Origin of the sequence: Thiothrix unzii, assembly GCF_017901175.1 — a bacterium.
Lineage (GTDB): Bacteria > Pseudomonadota > Gammaproteobacteria > Thiotrichales > Thiotrichaceae > Thiothrix > Thiothrix unzii.
On record NZ_CP072793.1, the window covers coordinates 2,421,328 to 2,437,905 of the forward strand.

The window sequence follows — 16,578 nt, forward strand, 5'->3', positions numbered from 1 at the left end:
TCTTCAAGGAGTCCTGGATGCACGCAAAACACGCAAACCGACAGTGCTGTCACGGTGGACTGCGATGAGCCAGAAGCGGGCGGACGGGCGCGAGAACACCGTATCGTTGAGCCACGAACCGCCCCGCGACACACGACGGTTAGAAGCCGCATCAGGCTTCGCACATTCGCTTTCGCTGCCATCAAAGTCCGTTTTCCATTCCGAACACGTCCATTCCCACACATTGCCTGCGGTGTCATACAGACCGAATGAATTGGGTTTGAAACTGCCGACAGGTGCGACAAATTTATTATCCCATTGGCTACCACAGCCCAAACAATTGGCATTGTTCTGCCCAACTTCCTCACCCCACCAATAGGGTGAATAGGACGGTATTGTCTCGGCACGGGCAGCATATTCCCACTCTGCTTCCGTTGGCAGACTGTAAGCATCACCCGTTTTGATGCTGAGCCATTGCAAATAACCCTGAGCATCATCCCACGATACATTCACCACTGCCCGTTGCCCGCGTGCATTTTCGTTGGGCGGATTACCGGGATAGGCTGGTGGGTTATCTGCTCTCTGTTGCGACCACACGTAATAATCGTACTGTGCGTAGGTCACTTCGTATTTACCCAAGGCAAACGCCTCCGTCAGCGTCGCCATAACAGGCGGAATCCCCATGTTCACTTGCCCTTTAGAAACACCTTGTTGTTCCAGCCAAGGTGCAATGTTCGCATCGTTGTCCCCCACTTGAAACTCACCTTCCGGCAATGGAATCTCGACCATCTCCGGCAAGGGTTCAGGCAACAAGCCCCAACTTGCCAGCCGGAATTGCTGTTGGGTGAGCATATAACCGGGTGGCAGCGCGTTGTTCAGCGTCCACAAATAGGATTCGCCGACAAACCCCAGCAGCAACGCCAGCGCACCACCTTGCACCCACGCCATGCGACGGCTGCGGCGCAGAAACCGTTCATCGACACTGCCGCGCTCTGGGCGAAGCTTGCGGTAGGCGCGTAATTCGCCCCAGCCTGCCAGATTGAACCAACGCCCCCACGCTGATTTGCCCTGCCATTCCTTGGCTTGCCGAGCGAGTTGGTCACGGTAGAAACCGCGTTCGCGGTTCTTGTCGATGTAGTCGTAGAGGGTTTTCCAGTAGCCTACCAGCTTGCCGCTGGCTTCATCCTTGCCTTTGGCGCGGATCAGGGTTTCGTGGATGAGATCAACCGACAGTACGCTATCGGTTGGGGATGGGTTTCTTTCTTCCCCCACCACGGTCAGCAGCCGCAAACTCCCATTCGCCTTGCGGTTGCTGCCATCCGGTTCCAGCCTGCCGCTCAGGTAGTCAATGATTTTTTGCCCGCGCACCGGGTCGGCTTTTTTGCCGCCCGCTGCCAATCGCGCTTCCCCCAAGGGCAAACGACGGCGGGTGTGGCGACCTTCGTCATTAATGCGGGTCAGTGACAGCAGCAGTTCCAATGCGTCGGCTCTGCCTTTGGGCAAATCGCTGTCGAGCCGTTTCAATAAATCATCCGCCTGCTCTTCCAGCAACCCGGCAATGCCGCCTTTGCGGAGGTACAACTCACCACTGAGGCGGTTGCCTTCGCGCTGTTCCCACAATACCCGCAAGGCGTTTTCCACCAGCGGCAACGCCCCCGGTTCACCTTTGGCATCGTTGAGCATCACCGTTGTCACCGCACCCACATCCAGCCCTGCCAGCCGTGCGGGTTGCTCAATCGCCTCCTGCAAGCCGCGTTGCGTCACAGTGGGCAGCAAATACCGCTCGCACAAACGCTGGCGATATAGCTCTTTCAGGCACGGCAATTGCTCGAAATGCTCCAGAAAGTCGATACGCACCGTGCTAACCACAAACAGCGGGCAATCCTTGTCTTGCAGCGCGGCGTAAAGCTGGCGATCAAAGGCGAGTTTTTCGGTCGGGTCGGAAAAGGTGAACAGTTCCTCAAACTGGTCAACCACCAGCAGGAAGGCTTTGCCGTCTTGCTTGAAATCACGCAGGCGCAACGCCAGTGCCTTGTCATCCGCCAGCAAGCTTTGATAACGCTTGCCGATGTCGCGCTGGTGTTGCTCTGCTAATAGCGAATGTTCCAACACTTCCGCCAATTGTTGCAGCGGCTTTTCACCCGGCATCATCGGCTTGAGGATATGCCAGTGTTCATAGCCCGTCCGCGCCCACAAGATACCCTGCTGGATCAGCGGCAACATCCCGGCATTCACCAGTGAAGACTTACCCGAACCGCTATTGCCCTCGATTTGCAGCCAGCGGCAATATTGCCCATCGACGCGGATATGGTCGGGGCGCACGTCATCGCGCAATGTGCCGAGCAGTTTGAGCGCGTCCAGCGTTTCCTCGCGCCGCCCAAAAAACAGGTTGGCGTGTTCCGGCTGGAACGCACTCAAACCCAAATACGGGCAGCCCTCAAAAGTATTGCTATCATCCAGCAGTTCAGTCTTATCGCGGATTGCCTGAATCAGCGTAACGGGCAAGGCTTGCTCAGGTTGCCAGCGTTGAATCTGAAACAGACTCAAAAACGGCGGCAAACTGTGCAAATCGCCTTCCGGCAACAAAATGGGGAAAATCGGCAAGCGCAAAGCATCATCGTGCGGGGAAAGGTTGCGCCCCAAAGCATATTGCACCTCCGCCCCCACCCAACGCCGCACCCCTTCGCGCCCGTACAGCAACACGAAGGCAGAACAACCTTGCAATGCAGATTGCAAGCGTTCCATCCAGTTATCACCAGCGCGGATGGAATCTTCATCGCGGAATACCGTAAACCCGGCTTTTTCCAGCTCGGAACGTAAAGCAACCGCCGCGTCCAGATTGGTGCGGCTGTAACTGAGAAAAACTTGGGGGCTTGTCATTGCATTTTTCCAGAGCGAAGGCATGAACGGAATTATGGCACATTTGTCATAAGGAAAAACAACCAGTCAAACCTTCCATACGCTGATAACATCACTGAAAATCCGGGCATAACTACAAGGGGAAAACCATGCGCCAATTACCCATTCTGACGCTGTTGCTGGCATTGCTGCTGGGTGGCTGCAATGCATTGCCCGATGCCAGCGATGCCGGGTTACAAGCCATTGCCCCCAACATCCACGTCGAACCGGCGATGGATGGCATGACCCGCGCCCGCCTGATTCAAACCCTGGCGGAAGCGGAACGCGCTATCGGCATCACGTATGGCTCAGTGCGTAGCCGTCCGCCTGTTTACGCCTGTGTCACCGTCAACTGTTACACCCATCTGGGCGGAACGCTAGGCTCCACCGCCGAAGCCCTTGACGACCGCATTCTGTTATCCCCCACAGGATTAAACTGGCATTTCATTGCGCACGAATGGGCACATGTGGAATTGTTCACACGCATGACACCAGCAGCATGGAAGCAACTACCGCAGTGGTTCAATGAAGGGCTGGCAGTCGCCATCAGCCAAGAGCCGGAATATTCAGAAAATGCATGGCAATACCTGCTAACTGCCAATATGCCCCACCCCAGTTACCCAGAGCTTCGGGGACTTCGCAGCTTGCAGCAATGGACGGGGGCTGTCGGTTTCTACCAGCAGCAAGTGCAAAGCAGACAATTTAACGGTATCGGCGTTAGCCCAGTCTACACCGCAGCAGGTCATGTTGTGCGCAATTGGCTGGCAGCGGTAGGCAATCAAGGCGTGCTAATGCTGATCCAACGGATGAATGCAGGCGAATCATTTGATGCGGCTTACCAAGCTATTACCCCGCAAACAAACACTTACCCGCCGATTTAGTAATCGCCGCAACACGCTCAGCATGTGCGGCTAATTCCGTGTCATCTGCGGCAATTACCCGCAAGCGGCTGACATCCGCAGTAATCCGACGGATGCCAGCCCCACCGTCAGCATCGCGGTTGCTATCGTCTTCGCCACCCAGCAATAAACTCACTTGCCCGCCGGTCATTGCAAGGTAAACGTCGGCTAAAATCTCCGCATCCAATAACGCGCCGTGCAAGGTGCGGTGGGCGTTATTGATCTCGTAGCGTTTACACAAGGCATCCAAACTGGCACGTTGACCGGGGAATAATTGCCGCGCCATGACCAAGGTATCGGTAACGCTGCAATACGCACTCATCGGTTGGTAAGCAGGGTCAACCAGTTGCAACTCATGGTTCAAAAACCCAATGTCAAACGGCGCGTTGTGGATAATTAATTCTGCTCCACGCAAATACGCCAGCAAATCTTCCACAATATTTTCAAAACGCGGCTTGTCGGCAAGAAACGCGCTGCTGATTCCATGCACTGCTTCCGCTTCCGCATCAATCGCACGGTCAGGCTGTAAATAGTGGTGGAAATTATTCCCCGTCAGGCGGCGGTTAATCATTTCCACACAGCCGACCTCAATAATGCGATGCCCGTCTTTGGGGTCAAGCCCGGTGGTTTCCGTATCCAGAATAATTTGGCGTGTCATGCTTTTTTCTCATCAATGGCTTTATTGGCGAGTTGGTCAACCCGCTCGTTCTCATCGTGTCCGCTATGGCCTTTGACCCAACGCCAATCCACTTGATGCGGCGCGGCGGCTTGATCTAAACGCTGCCACAAATCTTGGTTTTTTACCGGCTTGCCCGCTGCCGTTTTCCAGTTTTTGCGCTTCCAGCCTGCGATCCATTCGGTAATGCCTTGTCTGACGTATTGCGAGTCGGTGGTTAAAATCACCTCGCACGGGCGGGATAAAGCTTCCAAACCCTGAATCGCAGCCATCAATTCCATCTGATTATTGGTGGCTTCGGCTTGGTAGCCGTAGAGTTCACGTTCCGTGCCGTTATAGCGTAGCAACGCCCCCCAGCCCCCCGGCCCCGGATTGCCGCGACACGCCCCATCGGTAAAAATTTCCACCACTTTATTCGACATGATCCCGCCTTTTGTCTGAAATGCGCCCTGCTCCCGGATTCACAATAATCCCCGGTCTCAAAACCGGAGCCACTTTGCGCGACGGCAATAACGGGGTGCGGTTAGACACTTTTTTCTGCGCATGGATCAGGTAAACACTGCCCACGCCCGGTTGAAAACGATCACCCAAACGTTCTAACCAGCGGGTGTGCTGAAACACTCGATCTCCGCCGAATGCGGGCCAAAAGCCAGCCGTTACCGTTTCCAACACTTCAAAACCTAACACCCCCAGCCAATCGTGTACCCGCCGCGAGCTGTACATCCGGCACGGCAAATGCTGTTGCCGCCCTGCATATCGCCACTGCCCGATACCGCGCAAACTCAAGGGATTAAACCCCACCAAAATGCAATGCCCCTCAGGGACTAACACCCGCTCAATTTCCCGCAACACCTGATACGGTTGCTGCGAACAATCGAGGCTATGGCTCGCCACCACCAAATCCACATCGCTGGGAGTAATCGGCAAATAATCCGGGTGCGCTTGGCAATTGACCACTTCACCCGCAACACTGCCGAGTACAAAGCGGTTGGTAATCCGTGAATCCTGCAAAAAACTGTGCTGCCCCGCCAATACGCCGGTTTCCAAAGCGTAATAACCAAACACATCCGCCGTCATCCGGGTCAAATGCGTTTGCAGCCGCGCCAAGGTTGCCGCACCCACGGGCGTTGCATACCAGCGACGGCACGCCAACGCGCCCGCAATGGAAGGTAGTGATGGAGAGGTAACGTTCAGCGGTTTTTCCTTGTTCATTAGCAAAACACGTATTATATTCGGGAGCATTAAAAACGATCCCGCCACGGGCGAATTATAGCGGCGAATCAGGATCGACATAACAACAATGGGCTGAATGGATAAAACAATGATAAAAATGAGCACTTACGCGCTTGTCGCGACCTCTCTGGTGGCTGTATTCAGCGGCTCCGGCTGCTCTGGTAATGTTAAAAAACCGACGGCTGATACTCCAAAGCTCCAAAAAGCATCCCTCGACACCCGCACCGCATCCACTACCGCATCAGTGCGCAAAGCCAGTTACCGCAGCACGGCCAGCAGCGATAGCCCAACGCAAGCCTCGTTAGACCAAGACTTTGATACTTGGGAACGCATTTTTCATGGTTTCAAACTCCCTAACCACACCAATAATGCCCAAGTACAACGTTTCGTCAATCAGTACGGACGTAACCCACGCCAATTAGGAATGCTATCGGAACGCGCCAGTGTGTTCCTGCACATGATCGTGCACGAAGTTGACCGGCGTAATCTGCCCACCGAATTAGCCTTATTACCTTTCGTGGAAAGTGCCTTTAACCCCGATGTGTTCTCGCACGCTGGCGCGGCAGGTTTGTGGCAGTTTATCCCCGACACCGGCAAACGCTACGGTTTACAACAGGCCAAAGATTACGATGCCCGGATGGATCCGTTTGCGGCAACCGGCGCGGCGTTGAATTATCTGGAAAAGCTCAATGCCGATTTCAACGGTGACTGGTTATTGGCACTGGCCGCCTACAATTGCGGCGAAGGCCGGGTGCAACGTGAAATCGACCGCAACCGCAGCAAAGGTTTACCCACCGATTTCTGGAGCTTGTCGTTACCCAAAGAAACCCGTGAATACGTGCCGCGTTTACTCGCGTTTAAAGAATTAACCCGCAATGCCAAACGCTACGGGATTGCCTTAGCTGACACCCCGAACGAGGCAAAACTGGCGCAATTACGCATCGACAAGCCTGTCAATTTACGCCAAGCGGCAATGCAAGCGGGGCTGGATGCTGATAGCTTAACCGCACTGAATCCGTACTTCCGCACAGGTATTACCACGCCACGTTATTCCAACCGGATTATTTTGCCGCGTGAACACGCCCAACGCCTAACCCAAGTGATTGCCGCTTTACCAGCAGCCTCACCTCGCGCGGGTAGCAGCAAAGCTCACCAATACAATACCTTAGCCACAACCCAAACTGGTAAAAAAGCTGCCAAAGGTACACAATACACCCGTGTAAAAACTAAGCTGCGTAGTGCGCAACTTTACAAACGCAAGGTTAATGCCTAATCATGCCCGAACTGGTTGTGGTACTGGAAAAGCAAATCATCAAGCGGCTGACACTCAATAGCACCAGTGTCACCTTGGGTCGTCACGCCAAAAATGTAATCCCTTTACCGGATCGCACCATCAGCCAGCAGCACGCACGAATTACACGGGTGCGTGATGATTGTTTTTTGGAAGACCTCAACAGCACCAACGGTACTTACGTCAACCACCAAAGCATTGAGCAGCACTATCTGGAAGATGGCGATATTATCGGCTTGGGTAAATACCAAATTATTTTTCGCAGCACCCAAGGCATTGAATCGCAATTGCAACGCCTGACGATTCACCCCAAACTGCTAGACCCGCACTACCCTGCTTGGCTAAAAATCGTCGACGGACGCAAAACCGGCTACGTGATTCCGCTCACCAAAGAGCGTATTACCTTGGGCAATCTGCAAAGTGGACGTTATTTAATCGAGTTAACCCCACATCACGGCTATGTGCTGCAAGCGTTGGATCAAAATAATACCGCCAGCGCACCACCGCAACCGCTTAAACCGGGCGAAGAGTTTAAAATTGGCGACGTTACCATTCAATTTTGCTTAAAATCACCGGATGCCAACATCCACACCTGAACACATTCAGCGACGTTTATTGCGTCGCCAACGCGCCGCACTCACCCCGCAAGTGCAGCAGCAATGCGCCGCCTCAATGGCACGGCACCTCCGCCAACAATCGGTATTTCGTAATGCCCGTCACATTGCGTTGTATTTACCAGTACGCGGTGAAGCGGATCCGCGCGGCATACGTCGCCATGCCTTGCCCCGGCAACAATTTTACCTGCCGGTGCTATCACCGTTTCGGCACGATAAACGTTTGTGGTTTATTCGCTGGAATGCCCAGACGCGCTTTCGGTTAAATCGTTTCCGTATTCCTGAGCCGCTACCGCATTACCGTCAACAACGGGCGGCGCGATGGCTGGATTTGGTCGTTACCCCCTTGGTGGCTTTTGACCGTTCGGGAACCCGTATGGGAATGGGTGGAGGCTTTTATGATCGTACCTTTGCGTTTAAGCGCAGAGCCACGTTACACACCTCCCGCCCCCCCTTGATTGGGATTGCTTATGACTTCCAAGCGATTGATAAATTAGTACGTCAGCCGTGGGATATTCCATTAAATGGACTCGTTTCAGAGACGCAATTTTTTCATTTTTAGTGCTAGACTATATTAGAATATACTGATATATTGAATCCATAGTCAGCCAACAGACTGACTGCTAGATAACCGCACTAGGAGACTTTGAGATGAACAAATTATTGATTGGCTTGAGCCTGTTGGCTCTTTCCGCTACTGCAAACGCTGACTTTTTCGGTGGCAACAACGGCGAATGGAAAATGGGTCCTCAAGGCCCTTACTACGAAGAAAGCGATTGGCCAGAATGGACTCCAATGTACTGGATGGAAGAAATGATGGATAGCTTTGACGAAGAAGACAATAGCTATGGCAACAATGGCTTCATGGGCGGTATGCCGTTCATGGGTAACAATAACAACTTCGGTGGTATGCCATTCATGGGTAACAATAACAATGGCTACCCTGCTTACCCTGCTATGCCTTACGGTGCGCCAATGATGGCTCCAATGCCTTACGCGCCACAACCGATGATGGCTCCGATGCCTGTTCCTGCTGTACCTATGGCTCCGGCACCTGCTGCTGCGGCTCCAGGGCCTGCAACAGCAGCTCCAGCAGCTAACTAATCTATCCTTAAAAAGGGTATACTTAACAGGCCGGTTTATCCGGCCTGTTGCGCGTTTAGCGCGACCATTTTTAAAAAAAGGAGCAACAAGCCTATGAAACACATCGTAGCAAGCATTATCTTCGCCAGCATTGCCAGTACTGCGCAAGCGGGTGGCTGGGGCTTTGACAATTTTGACATGAATCCCAATATGAACTGGGGTAATAACCAGTCATGGGGTAACGGCCCTATGGGATTTAATAGCGGTAATAACCCTTCTTGGAATCCCATGTCTAATATGGGTTGGAATAATGGCCCAGCATGGGGCAACACTCCCGGCTGGAACAATGGCTCTTCCATGCCATTTTGGAATAACGGCCCTTCCATGCCGAATATGGGTTGGAATAATGGCCCAAGCATTCCTAACATGGGTTGGAACAACGGCAATTCTGGCTTTCCGGGCATGAATCGCGGCAATAACATGCCACGTTTTAATGCGATGCAAGCACCATTATTACCACCGGGAATGATCCCGCCCACCGCGCCACTCGCACCTGCCATGCCAATGCCTAGTAACGCAGCACCCGCAGTTGTTGCTCCTGTCGCACCAGTAGCCGTACCAACAGCTCCGGCTCCTGCGTCACAGTCCACCCCTATCGTGATAACGCCACCGGCACCATTCACTGCAACTGCAACACCAGCAACACCTGCGCCGACGGTAACAGCAACAACGCCAACACCACCGGCAGTTGAGCCACCGCCAGCCGCAGCCGTTGCTACTACTGCACCCAGCGTTCCGGCTACGCCAGAAGCTGCACCAGTCGTGACCAATACCGCACCGGGCCCTGCATCAAAATAAACCTTGCCCACACGTCGGCGTAGTTCTTAAGCTACGCCGACGCTGCATTGAAGGACACAACCTTGTTAAGTTACCGCCATGCTTTTCACGCGGGTAATCACGCTGATGTCATCAAACATCTGGTGCTGGTACTGACGCTGGACTATTACAAATCCAAAGATAAACCCTTTTTCTACTTAGATACTCACGCAGGTAGTGGCTCATACAAACTGTCGGCATCAACAGCACAACGGACACGCGAATACGAGAGCGGTATTTTACCTGTGTGGCAAGCTGCTAATAACGCACCTGCTGAATTACAGTCATACCTTCATGCGATTCGCCAGCTCAATGGTAATGCACAAACGCTCCAACATTACCCCGGCTCACCTTGGTTAGCCGCACAACTATTGCGCCCTGCGGATCAATTACGCTTGTTTGAATTGCATCCCAGCGACTATCAGGCACTTAAGCAAGGTTTTGGCGCGGATAAACGTACCCAAATTCGTAAAGAAGACGGCCTTGCAGGATTAATCGGGTTATTACCACCCGTCACCCGCCGTGCGGTGACGCTGATTGATCCGTCTTATGAATTAAAAGAAGATTACGCCAACGTTGTCAGTGCGCTTGCCAAGGCTCATAAACGCTTTGCAACCGGCACGTATTTATTGTGGTATCCGGTCATTACACGCCAGCGGGTCAGGCAAATGGCACGCGCGTTACAGCAGGCGGCGATTCCTGACGTTATACAAATCGAGTTGTGTACCAGTGCAGATAATGAGCAACTCGGTATGACGGGCAGCGGTTTGTTTGTGGTGAATCCACCTTGGCAATTGACTCGTCAAATGCAGAACGCATTACCTTGGTTAGCGCAACGTATGGCTGACAGTAGCGGACATTTTGGTGTACAACGCATTACACCAGAACAATGAACCACCGGAGATAAACGTGCAGTATTGGTTAATGAAATCAGAACCTGATGCCTTCAGCATTGATGATTTAGCCCGCGTCAATATTGAGCCGTGGGACGGGGTGCGCAATTACCAAGCCCGCAATATGCTGCGTGATCAGATGCAAGTCGGCGATCAGGTATTCTTTTACCACTCGAATTGTGATGTGCCCGGTATCGTAGGCATTGCTGAAATCGCTAAGGCTGGCTACCCCGATGACACCGCTTGTAACCCTGATGCAAAATACTACGACCCCAAAAGCACCAGTGAAAACCCGCGCTGGTATCGTGTCGATGTCAAATTTGTACGCAAACTAAAACGCACCATCAGCCTGAACGAACTCAAAGTTCATCCCGCCTTGACGGAGATGCCTTTGGTGCGCAAAGGCAATCGCCTGTCGGTCACGCCAGTTGCCTCACAACACTGGCATGACATTCTGGGATTAGAGTAACCGCTTAGTGCTTACCCGCTTTACACTCTGCTGCACCGGGGCCAAACAGCGGACACATACCTGGTGGCAATTGCACACCGGGTGGTAACGCGGCTTTATCCGGGCTGGCAGGCTGTTGCGCTGCGGCTGGCGGCGTAACCGCTTCGGGTACACTGGCAGGTGCTGGCGACGGCTCAGTTACTTGTGTTTCAACCACTGGCGGCGCAGGTGGTGTCTCTTTAGCTTCAACCGCAACAGGTGCTGGCGTATCTGCGGTGAAACGCGCCATACGCAAACGATGGAACACCAACTTAGATTCCCAATAATCCTTTTGGTATTGATGGCGGGTCAGCAACACCTGCTTATCTTGCGCATCTAAGGTCAGCGTTCCGACCAAAGCATCCATTGCATTCACGTGTGACAACAGTGCTTCGGCTTTTTGCACCAACACCGCATTTTTTGCATGGCTTTCTGCCTGTGTTTCCACCGCATCATCAAATGCCAAGGCTAATGCATTCAGCTCACGCTCTTGCGCAAGATAAGCATTAGGCAAGCTATTGGTACGCGCAGCAGCGGGTAAACTGGCTTGCCCTTGCCCAAGACTGTCAGTATCGGGCGCGACATACAGGGAAACCGCTGCGGCAATCGCGATGATCAACAGAATAATCGGCAAAATAACCTGCAATATATCGACTAGCCGCTCTTGCGCCGATGGCGGGGGTAATTCTTGCTTAATAATCAGTTTAGACATGGGGTCATTCCGGCTTCGTTATTTCGTTCAAACCACGCATTGCAGTCAATCATCAATCAACTTAATGATACCAATGCGTGACTGCAACATAACATTCCTTCATTTACACGCCACTAACTGGCTGACAGAACGGTAAATTTCCTCTCTGTACGGATAAGCATAGGCAAAATCGGGGCACATTGCTCATACATACAAACTATCAGGGACGCGCTAACAACCGTAGGGGCATACAGTTAAGAGCACATATAAAACTGAATAGTTCCTGAATGCAATAGAAATTAAAAAAAGCCCGGTGATTGCGGGCTTTTTTGGATAAGAAATAAGCTTAGATAGCGTTACTAGGCGGAGTGGGAGCCTGAGCAGGGGGTGCGGCTGACGGCGGAGCGGTCAGGTCTTTCTGTAACTGATCCATACCCTGCTTGAGATTTTGATTCAATTGATTAACGTTATCTGACAATGCGCGATCGAGGTCTTTTAAACCGTTTTGCATAAAGGTATTGAGTTGTTCAACCACCGCACCCATCGCACCGCTCACCATCGAACCCATGGTTTTTTGCACGTCAACGAGCCAGACCTCCTGATGACGTACCAAAACAGTACGCACCGGAATAATCATATCGCCTTTTTCACCACCGTAAAGCACCGTAGCAACTTCGGCGATATTTTCCTGAACCTTGATTTCACCCGTTTCAAAACGTTGGGCAGAAACGCTGTTATCGCTCAAGAACCCCAAAAACTGGGCACTTTCCCATGTCACCAACGTTTTCGTGGTTTCCATGTCTTTAGCTAACACCGATTGCCAGAATTTTTCCGTGGTTTCACGTACTTGCTGTGATTCCGATGAAAAAATACAACCAGAGAGCAACACGCTCCACAATACTACCCAAAGACTCACGCCGAATGCTTTGAAATTCATGACTCTAAACTCCCGTAAAGTACACTGCCATCGTCAGCTACCGTATTGAGGCGTGTCGCCGTGATGGTGTTTTCCAAGGTTTGATTATCAGGTACTGATACCAATACTTTGCAGTAGTTAGGAGTATAGCCGGTATAAAGCTTCTGCCCAGCCGTTTCTTGGCGAGCGTATTCCCACAGCACCGGCACACATTGCCCCAATTGTTGTTGCAGCCATGAGCGTTTCAAGTTATCGGCAAGACTGTGTAAAATTTGACTGCGTTGTTTCTTAACCGCTTCCGCGATGGGATCAGGCAAACGCGCGGCTTTTGTGCCTTCACGCGCTGAATACGTGAAAATGTGGATATGCCCAAAGCCAATAGTCGATAAATACGCCAGCGATTGTTGCCACTCATCGTCTGTTTCACCGGGAAAGCCCACAATAATATCGGTGGTCACGTTAAAACCCGGAATGCTACGGCGTGCTTCAGTCACTAAATCTGCAAATTCAGTGGTCTTGCAACGCCGCGCCATACGCCGCAATACCGAGTCACTACCGCTTTGCAGCGGTAAATGCATATGTGGCATCAAACGTGGATTGCTGAATAAAGCAAAGAAATCGTCCGGTAAATCCCACGGCTCCACGGAGGCAAAGCGAATGCGCGGAATCGAGGTTTCACGCAAAATCTCTTGCACCAAATGGTATAAGGAACTGTCAATATCACTGCCATAGCCACCGACGTGTACACCGGTTAACACAATTTCTTGGATACCTTGGCGATGTAGTGTATTGATTTCGTTAACGATGTCGGCAACGGTACGACTACGCTCATCACCCCGCGCCACGGTCACGATGCAAAAGGTGCAACGGTAACGACAGCCATCTTGAATTTTAATGAAAGCCCGATGCCGCCCACGTAAGAACAATGGCGATTCACCCGGCTCAATCGCCATTGCAGGCATCACTGGCAGCTCAAAAGCTTCCATAATTTTCTGAGGCAATTGATCTTTTTCTGCATTGGAGATTACCAAATCCACCCCAAGCGCGGATTCGACTTCCCGCGCTTGTAAGGTAGCGTAACACCCTGTCACCACCAGTCGCGCTTCAGGATTTTCGCGATACAAGCGGTGCATTAAACGCCGTGATTTACCGGATGCATCGCTCGTCACTGCACAGGTGTTTAACACCAATACATCCGCATCTTGTGAAGCGGGCGCAATTTCGTGACCTGCTGCTAAAAACTGCTGCGACCACTGCTCCAATTCCGCTTCATTTAAGCGGCATCCCAACGCTTTGAGGTGTACTTTCATGCCAACCGTTTATAAATTTTCAGGATGCGTCACAATCTCTGCGGACTCGCGTAAACCTTGCAACATCGCACTCAATTCACGCATTCCAAGGCTTTGACCGTATATCGCATGGGACGCAGCTTCTGCTTTCGCTTCACCTGCTTTTACGGCTTTTAAGCTGATCACCACGTAATCACCCGTACCCAGTGCAACACTTGCCCAAGTTGCTTTACCTTCCGCAGGTGCGCTCATCGCAAAAGCTTTTTGTAGGATTTCAGGGGATAATTTGCTATCGGTACGGTTCACTGCGCCAAATTTTTCGACGGCGGTTTCACTACCAACACCCACTTCTGTCAATGCTGACCATGCTTGCGTGGTATTGAGTTTAGCCAGCAATGCTTCGCCTTTTTGTGCGGTTAACTGGCGTGCAGCTTGCGCTAATAATTGACTACGAATGTCTGCTTGCACTGCGTCCAACGGTTTTTGTGCGGCAGCTTCATGATTAATGACGCGCAACACCACAGCGTGACCATCGGCTAATTCGAGTGCTTCGGAATTCTTGCCTGATTTCAACACATCTTCCGCGAAAGCTGCATTACGCACTTTCTCGTCAGCCGCAACACCTTGGCCTTGGCTTTGCGTCATCCAGTCTGATTGCTGCACGCTCAAACCCAATGCCGTCGCCACAGGTGCTAAATCACCATCGTTTTCATATGCCAAGGTTTGCATTTTATCCGCTGCATCGGTAAACGCTTTGTCTGCTTGCTCTTTGCGATAATCGGTTTCTACCGCAGCCTTAACCGCTGCGAATTCTTGCTCTACTGCTGGCTTAATAGCGGTTACACGAATAATTTCGTAACCTGCTTCTGTTTTGACAGGTTCGGAAGTTTTGCCCGCTTCTAAAGCAGTGACGGCTTTAGCAAATTCAGGCCCCCAATCAGCCGTCACCACCACACCCAAAGAGCCGCCTTTCTCTGCGGTATTCTTATCGTCAGAATCGGTTTTAGCCACGTCTTCAAAAGTACGTTTACCCGACTGAATATCGGCGTACAAAGCATCAATACGTTGTTTAGCCGCTGCATCTTTAGCTGGATCGTCAACGCTCACCAAAATGTGGCTCACGGTGCGCTCTTCCGGTTTTGCGTAGTGATCGGCATTGCTGTCAAACCATTGCTGTAAAGCGGTTTCATCAACGGTCACTTTTGCAGCCAAATCATCACGTTTGAGTTCAAGGTAAGCAACCTGAACTTTCTCTTCCGTCATGAATGCCGCTTTGTTCTGTGCGTAATAATCAGCAACTTGTTGATCAGTGACTTGCGCCTGCGCTTGGAAGTCAGCCATTTTCAGCGTAAACGTTTCTAACTCACGCTGCTGGTTACGTAAAGATTCGTAACGTTCCATTTCGGCTTTAGGCAAAAAAGCGGTATCTAAAATCGAGCCACGCAATTGCTGCTGAGACAGGTCGGTGCGCACTTGTGCTTCAAAACCAGCAGGATCACGACGCTGCATTTTCAAAAAGTTTTCGTAAGTTTGCTGATCAAACTTGCCGTCTTTTTGAAACACTTCGATAACCGCAATCGCATCGGCAACTTCCTGATTGCTGGCACGATAACCGCCATCACGAATTTTTTGCTGCATCAGGGTTTGGTTAATCACAGAATCAAGTGCAGCAGTTTTTAACGCGCCCTCGTCCATGCCGGGCGGCAATTGCCCACCAAACTGTTGTTTCATTTCCACCAATGCGTTTTGGACTGCCTGAACGGTTATTTCTTCACCGTTAACCACGGCTGCCGCGAGCTTGCCGCCACCCTCAAAGTATTGATTGATACCAAACAGCGCAAATGGAACCGTAATAATGCCAACGATGGCATAGGCAATCCAGCCTTTGGCTTTGTCATGAATTGTTTGCAGCATGATCTTTGTTCGTTTTTTTCAAATGTTGATGAATGAGTAAGTTATGCGCACGCCCCACGAGCGCAAGAACGCATCATACAGGAAGACTGGGAGAGAAGGAATGATAAAAAATTGGCGGAGCGGACGGGACTCGAACCCGCGACCCCCGGCGTGACAGGCCGGTATTCTAACCGACTGAACTACCGCTCCGCGATTTTTTAAACGAGATTAAGAATGCTTGGCGCACTCTTTTAAGAAGAATTGGCGGAGCGGACGGGACTCGAACCCGCGACCCCCGGCGTGACAGGCCGGTATTCTAACCGACTGAACTACCGCTCCGCGCGATGAAAATGGTGGGTAGTGAGGGGCTCGAACCCCCGACATTCGCCTTGTAAGGGCGACGCTCTACCAACTGAGCTAACTACCCGTCAGTGGAAAGTGCGCTATTGTACGGCATCCTTTAGTGCTTTACCAGCTTTAAATGCAGGAATTTTCGCAGATTCGATAGAAATTGTTTCGCCAGTACGTGGATTACGCCCAGAACGCGCCTGACGCTCACGAACTAAGAACGTGCCAAAGCCAACCAAAGCAATGGTTTCACCTTTTGCCATAGACTCTGTGATGACTTCTACAAACGCTTTAAAAGCGCGATCAGTATCAGCTTTAGTCAAGCCAGCTTTCGCTGATACTGCGTCAATCAGTTCAGATTTATTCATAAAATGTTTCCTTGTGAATTCGTTATTAAGAGAAAACCGAAACACTCCTGCCTTTCAAAAATCAGCAGAGCCACCCAGTGCGGATAATGCCCGACAGTTATACCAGCGACATCTGAAATATGTCAACAAAATGACTGACTTCTC

The 16,578-nt window shown here is 51.6% G+C and carries 17 protein-coding genes and 3 tRNA genes; 8 read left to right on the forward strand and 12 right to left on the reverse strand.

Annotation, left to right across the window (positions count from 1 at the left end):
• Nucleotides 1-3: 3 nt before the first annotated feature.
• Nucleotides 4-2,859 (reverse strand): nSTAND1 domain-containing NTPase, encoded by a 2,856-nt coding sequence (locus J9260_RS12045; protein WP_210218001.1) that lies wholly within the window; start codon nt 2,857-2,859, stop codon nt 4-6.
• Nucleotides 2,860-2,987: 128 nt separating this feature from the next.
• Between J9260_RS12045 and J9260_RS12050 the strand changes: the two genes are divergently transcribed.
• Nucleotides 2,988-3,758, forward strand: a complete 771-nt coding sequence (locus tag J9260_RS12050) for a hypothetical protein (RefSeq protein WP_210218002.1) — start codon at nt 2,988-2,990, stop codon at nt 3,756-3,758.
• Here the strand turns inward: J9260_RS12050 and dnaQ are convergent.
• The 3 genes from dnaQ to J9260_RS12065 are packed head-to-tail and all read right to left on the reverse strand — an operon-like array spanning nt 3,724 to nt 5,664.
• Entirely contained in the window at nt 3,724-4,434 is a 711-nt protein-coding gene (dnaQ, locus tag J9260_RS12055; RefSeq protein ID WP_210218003.1) for a DNA polymerase III subunit epsilon, read from the reverse strand. The two genes, J9260_RS12050 and dnaQ, sit on opposite strands and share 35 nt — an antisense overlap.
• Complete coding sequence (rnhA, locus tag J9260_RS12060; protein WP_210218004.1) at nt 4,431-4,874, reverse strand: ribonuclease HI; 444 nt, start codon at nt 4,872-4,874, stop codon at nt 4,431-4,433. The genes dnaQ and rnhA overlap by 4 nt, the downstream gene beginning before the upstream one ends.
• Entirely contained in the window at nt 4,864-5,664 is an 801-nt protein-coding gene (locus J9260_RS12065) for a class I SAM-dependent methyltransferase (RefSeq protein WP_210218005.1), read from the reverse strand. The genes rnhA and J9260_RS12065 overlap by 11 nt, the downstream gene beginning before the upstream one ends.
• Nucleotides 5,665-5,773: 109 nt before the next feature.
• Here J9260_RS12065 and J9260_RS12070 point away from each other — a divergent pair, with 109 nt between their 5' ends.
• The 7 genes from J9260_RS12070 to J9260_RS12100 all read left to right on the forward strand — a co-directional run bounded on the left by J9260_RS12070 (nt 5,774) and on the right by J9260_RS12100 (nt 10,911).
• Nucleotides 5,774-6,958 (forward strand): transglycosylase SLT domain-containing protein, encoded by a 1,185-nt coding sequence (locus tag J9260_RS12070; RefSeq protein WP_210218006.1) that lies wholly within the window; start codon nt 5,774-5,776, stop codon nt 6,956-6,958.
• Between the two features lie 2 nt (nt 6,959-6,960).
• The gene (locus tag J9260_RS12075; protein ID WP_210218007.1) at nt 6,961-7,572 is read left to right on the forward strand and encodes an FHA domain-containing protein; all 612 of its coding nucleotides are present in this window, start codon (nt 6,961-6,963) and stop codon (nt 7,570-7,572) included.
• Entirely contained in the window at nt 7,553-8,152 is a 600-nt protein-coding gene (locus tag J9260_RS12080; protein ID WP_210218008.1) for a 5-formyltetrahydrofolate cyclo-ligase, read from the forward strand. The genes J9260_RS12075 and J9260_RS12080 overlap by 20 nt, the downstream gene beginning before the upstream one ends.
• A gap of 89 nt (nt 8,153-8,241) precedes the next feature.
• Nucleotides 8,242-8,694 (forward strand): hypothetical protein, encoded by a 453-nt coding sequence (locus J9260_RS12085; RefSeq protein WP_210218009.1) that lies wholly within the window; start codon nt 8,242-8,244, stop codon nt 8,692-8,694.
• Nucleotides 8,695-8,787: 93 nt separating this feature from the next.
• Nucleotides 8,788-9,531, forward strand: a complete 744-nt coding sequence (locus J9260_RS12090; RefSeq protein WP_210218010.1) for a hypothetical protein — start codon at nt 8,788-8,790, stop codon at nt 9,529-9,531.
• Between the two features lie 62 nt (nt 9,532-9,593).
• A complete protein-coding gene (locus J9260_RS12095; RefSeq protein WP_210218011.1) occupies nt 9,594-10,442 on the forward strand; it encodes a 23S rRNA (adenine(2030)-N(6))-methyltransferase RlmJ in 849 nt (282 codons plus the stop codon).
• Nucleotides 10,443-10,473: 31 nt separating this feature from the next.
• Nucleotides 10,474-10,911: an EVE domain-containing protein gene (locus J9260_RS12100; protein ID WP_246499423.1), complete on the forward strand. Its 438-nt coding sequence runs from the start codon at nt 10,474-10,476 to the stop codon at nt 10,909-10,911.
• 4 nt (nt 10,912-10,915) lie between these two features.
• On the opposite strand, the gene J9260_RS12105 is transcribed toward J9260_RS12100, so the two are convergent.
• The 8 genes from J9260_RS12105 to J9260_RS12140 form a co-directional block, all read right to left on the reverse strand.
• Nucleotides 10,916-11,641 (reverse strand): hypothetical protein, encoded by a 726-nt coding sequence (locus J9260_RS12105; RefSeq protein ID WP_210218013.1) that lies wholly within the window; start codon nt 11,639-11,641, stop codon nt 10,916-10,918.
• A 325-nt stretch (nt 11,642-11,966) separates the two neighbouring features.
• Complete coding sequence (locus J9260_RS12110; RefSeq protein ID WP_210218014.1) at nt 11,967-12,557, reverse strand: hypothetical protein; 591 nt, start codon at nt 12,555-12,557, stop codon at nt 11,967-11,969.
• Entirely contained in the window at nt 12,554-13,846 is a 1,293-nt protein-coding gene (mtaB, locus tag J9260_RS12115; RefSeq protein WP_210218015.1) for a tRNA (N(6)-L-threonylcarbamoyladenosine(37)-C(2))-methylthiotransferase MtaB, read from the reverse strand. The genes J9260_RS12110 and mtaB overlap by 4 nt, the downstream gene beginning before the upstream one ends.
• Before the next feature lie 9 nt (nt 13,847-13,855).
• Nucleotides 13,856-15,739 carry a SurA N-terminal domain-containing protein gene (locus J9260_RS12120; RefSeq protein ID WP_210218016.1) on the reverse strand — a complete coding sequence of 628 codons (1,884 nt, stop codon included), beginning with the start codon at nt 15,737-15,739 and terminating at the stop codon, nt 13,856-13,858.
• A 112-nt stretch (nt 15,740-15,851) separates the two neighbouring features.
• Nucleotides 15,852-15,928 (reverse strand) — tRNA-Asp (locus tag J9260_RS12125).
• A 52-nt stretch (nt 15,929-15,980) separates the two neighbouring features.
• A tRNA-Asp gene (locus tag J9260_RS12130) sits at nt 15,981-16,057 on the reverse strand.
• A 12-nt stretch (nt 16,058-16,069) separates the two neighbouring features.
• Nucleotides 16,070-16,145, reverse strand: a tRNA-Val gene (locus tag J9260_RS12135).
• A gap of 16 nt (nt 16,146-16,161) precedes the next feature.
• Nucleotides 16,162-16,479 (reverse strand): HU family DNA-binding protein, encoded by a 318-nt coding sequence (locus tag J9260_RS12140; RefSeq protein WP_485129800.1) that lies wholly within the window; start codon nt 16,477-16,479, stop codon nt 16,162-16,164.
• Nucleotides 16,480-16,578: the final 99 nt, after the last annotated feature.

Bases quoted from the DNA above. Each gene is read 5' to 3' on its own strand.
- dnaQ (WP_210218003.1), bottom strand. From the start codon at position 4,434: ATGACACGCCAAATTATTCTGGATACGGAAACCACCGGGCTTGACCCC.
- J9260_RS12105 (WP_210218013.1), bottom strand. From the start codon at position 11,641: ATGTCTAAACTGATTATTAAGCAAGAATTACCCCCGCCATCGGCGCAA.
- J9260_RS12070 (WP_210218006.1), top strand. From the start codon at position 5,774: ATGATAAAAATGAGCACTTACGCGCTTGTCGCGACCTCTCTGGTGGCT.
- J9260_RS12065 (WP_210218005.1), bottom strand. From the start codon at position 5,664: ATGAACAAGGAAAAACCGCTGAACGTTACCTCTCCATCACTACCTTCC.
- J9260_RS12090 (WP_210218010.1), top strand. From the start codon at position 8,788: ATGAAACACATCGTAGCAAGCATTATCTTCGCCAGCATTGCCAGTACT.
- J9260_RS12075 (WP_210218007.1), top strand. From the start codon at position 6,961: ATGCCCGAACTGGTTGTGGTACTGGAAAAGCAAATCATCAAGCGGCTG.
- J9260_RS12110 (WP_210218014.1), bottom strand. From the start codon at position 12,557: ATGAATTTCAAAGCATTCGGCGTGAGTCTTTGGGTAGTATTGTGGAGC.
- rnhA (WP_210218004.1), bottom strand. From the start codon at position 4,874: ATGTCGAATAAAGTGGTGGAAATTTTTACCGATGGGGCGTGTCGCGGC.
- J9260_RS12085 (WP_210218009.1), top strand. From the start codon at position 8,242: ATGAACAAATTATTGATTGGCTTGAGCCTGTTGGCTCTTTCCGCTACT.
- J9260_RS12080 (WP_210218008.1), top strand. From the start codon at position 7,553: ATGCCAACATCCACACCTGAACACATTCAGCGACGTTTATTGCGTCGC.
- mtaB (WP_210218015.1), bottom strand. From the start codon at position 13,846: ATGAAAGTACACCTCAAAGCGTTGGGATGCCGCTTAAATGAAGCGGAA.
- J9260_RS12100 (WP_246499423.1), top strand. From the start codon at position 10,474: ATGAAATCAGAACCTGATGCCTTCAGCATTGATGATTTAGCCCGCGTC.
- J9260_RS12120 (WP_210218016.1), bottom strand. From the start codon at position 15,739: ATGCTGCAAACAATTCATGACAAAGCCAAAGGCTGGATTGCCTATGCC.
- J9260_RS12050 (WP_210218002.1), top strand. From the start codon at position 2,988: ATGCGCCAATTACCCATTCTGACGCTGTTGCTGGCATTGCTGCTGGGT.
- J9260_RS12045 (WP_210218001.1), bottom strand. From the start codon at position 2,859: ATGACAAGCCCCCAAGTTTTTCTCAGTTACAGCCGCACCAATCTGGAC.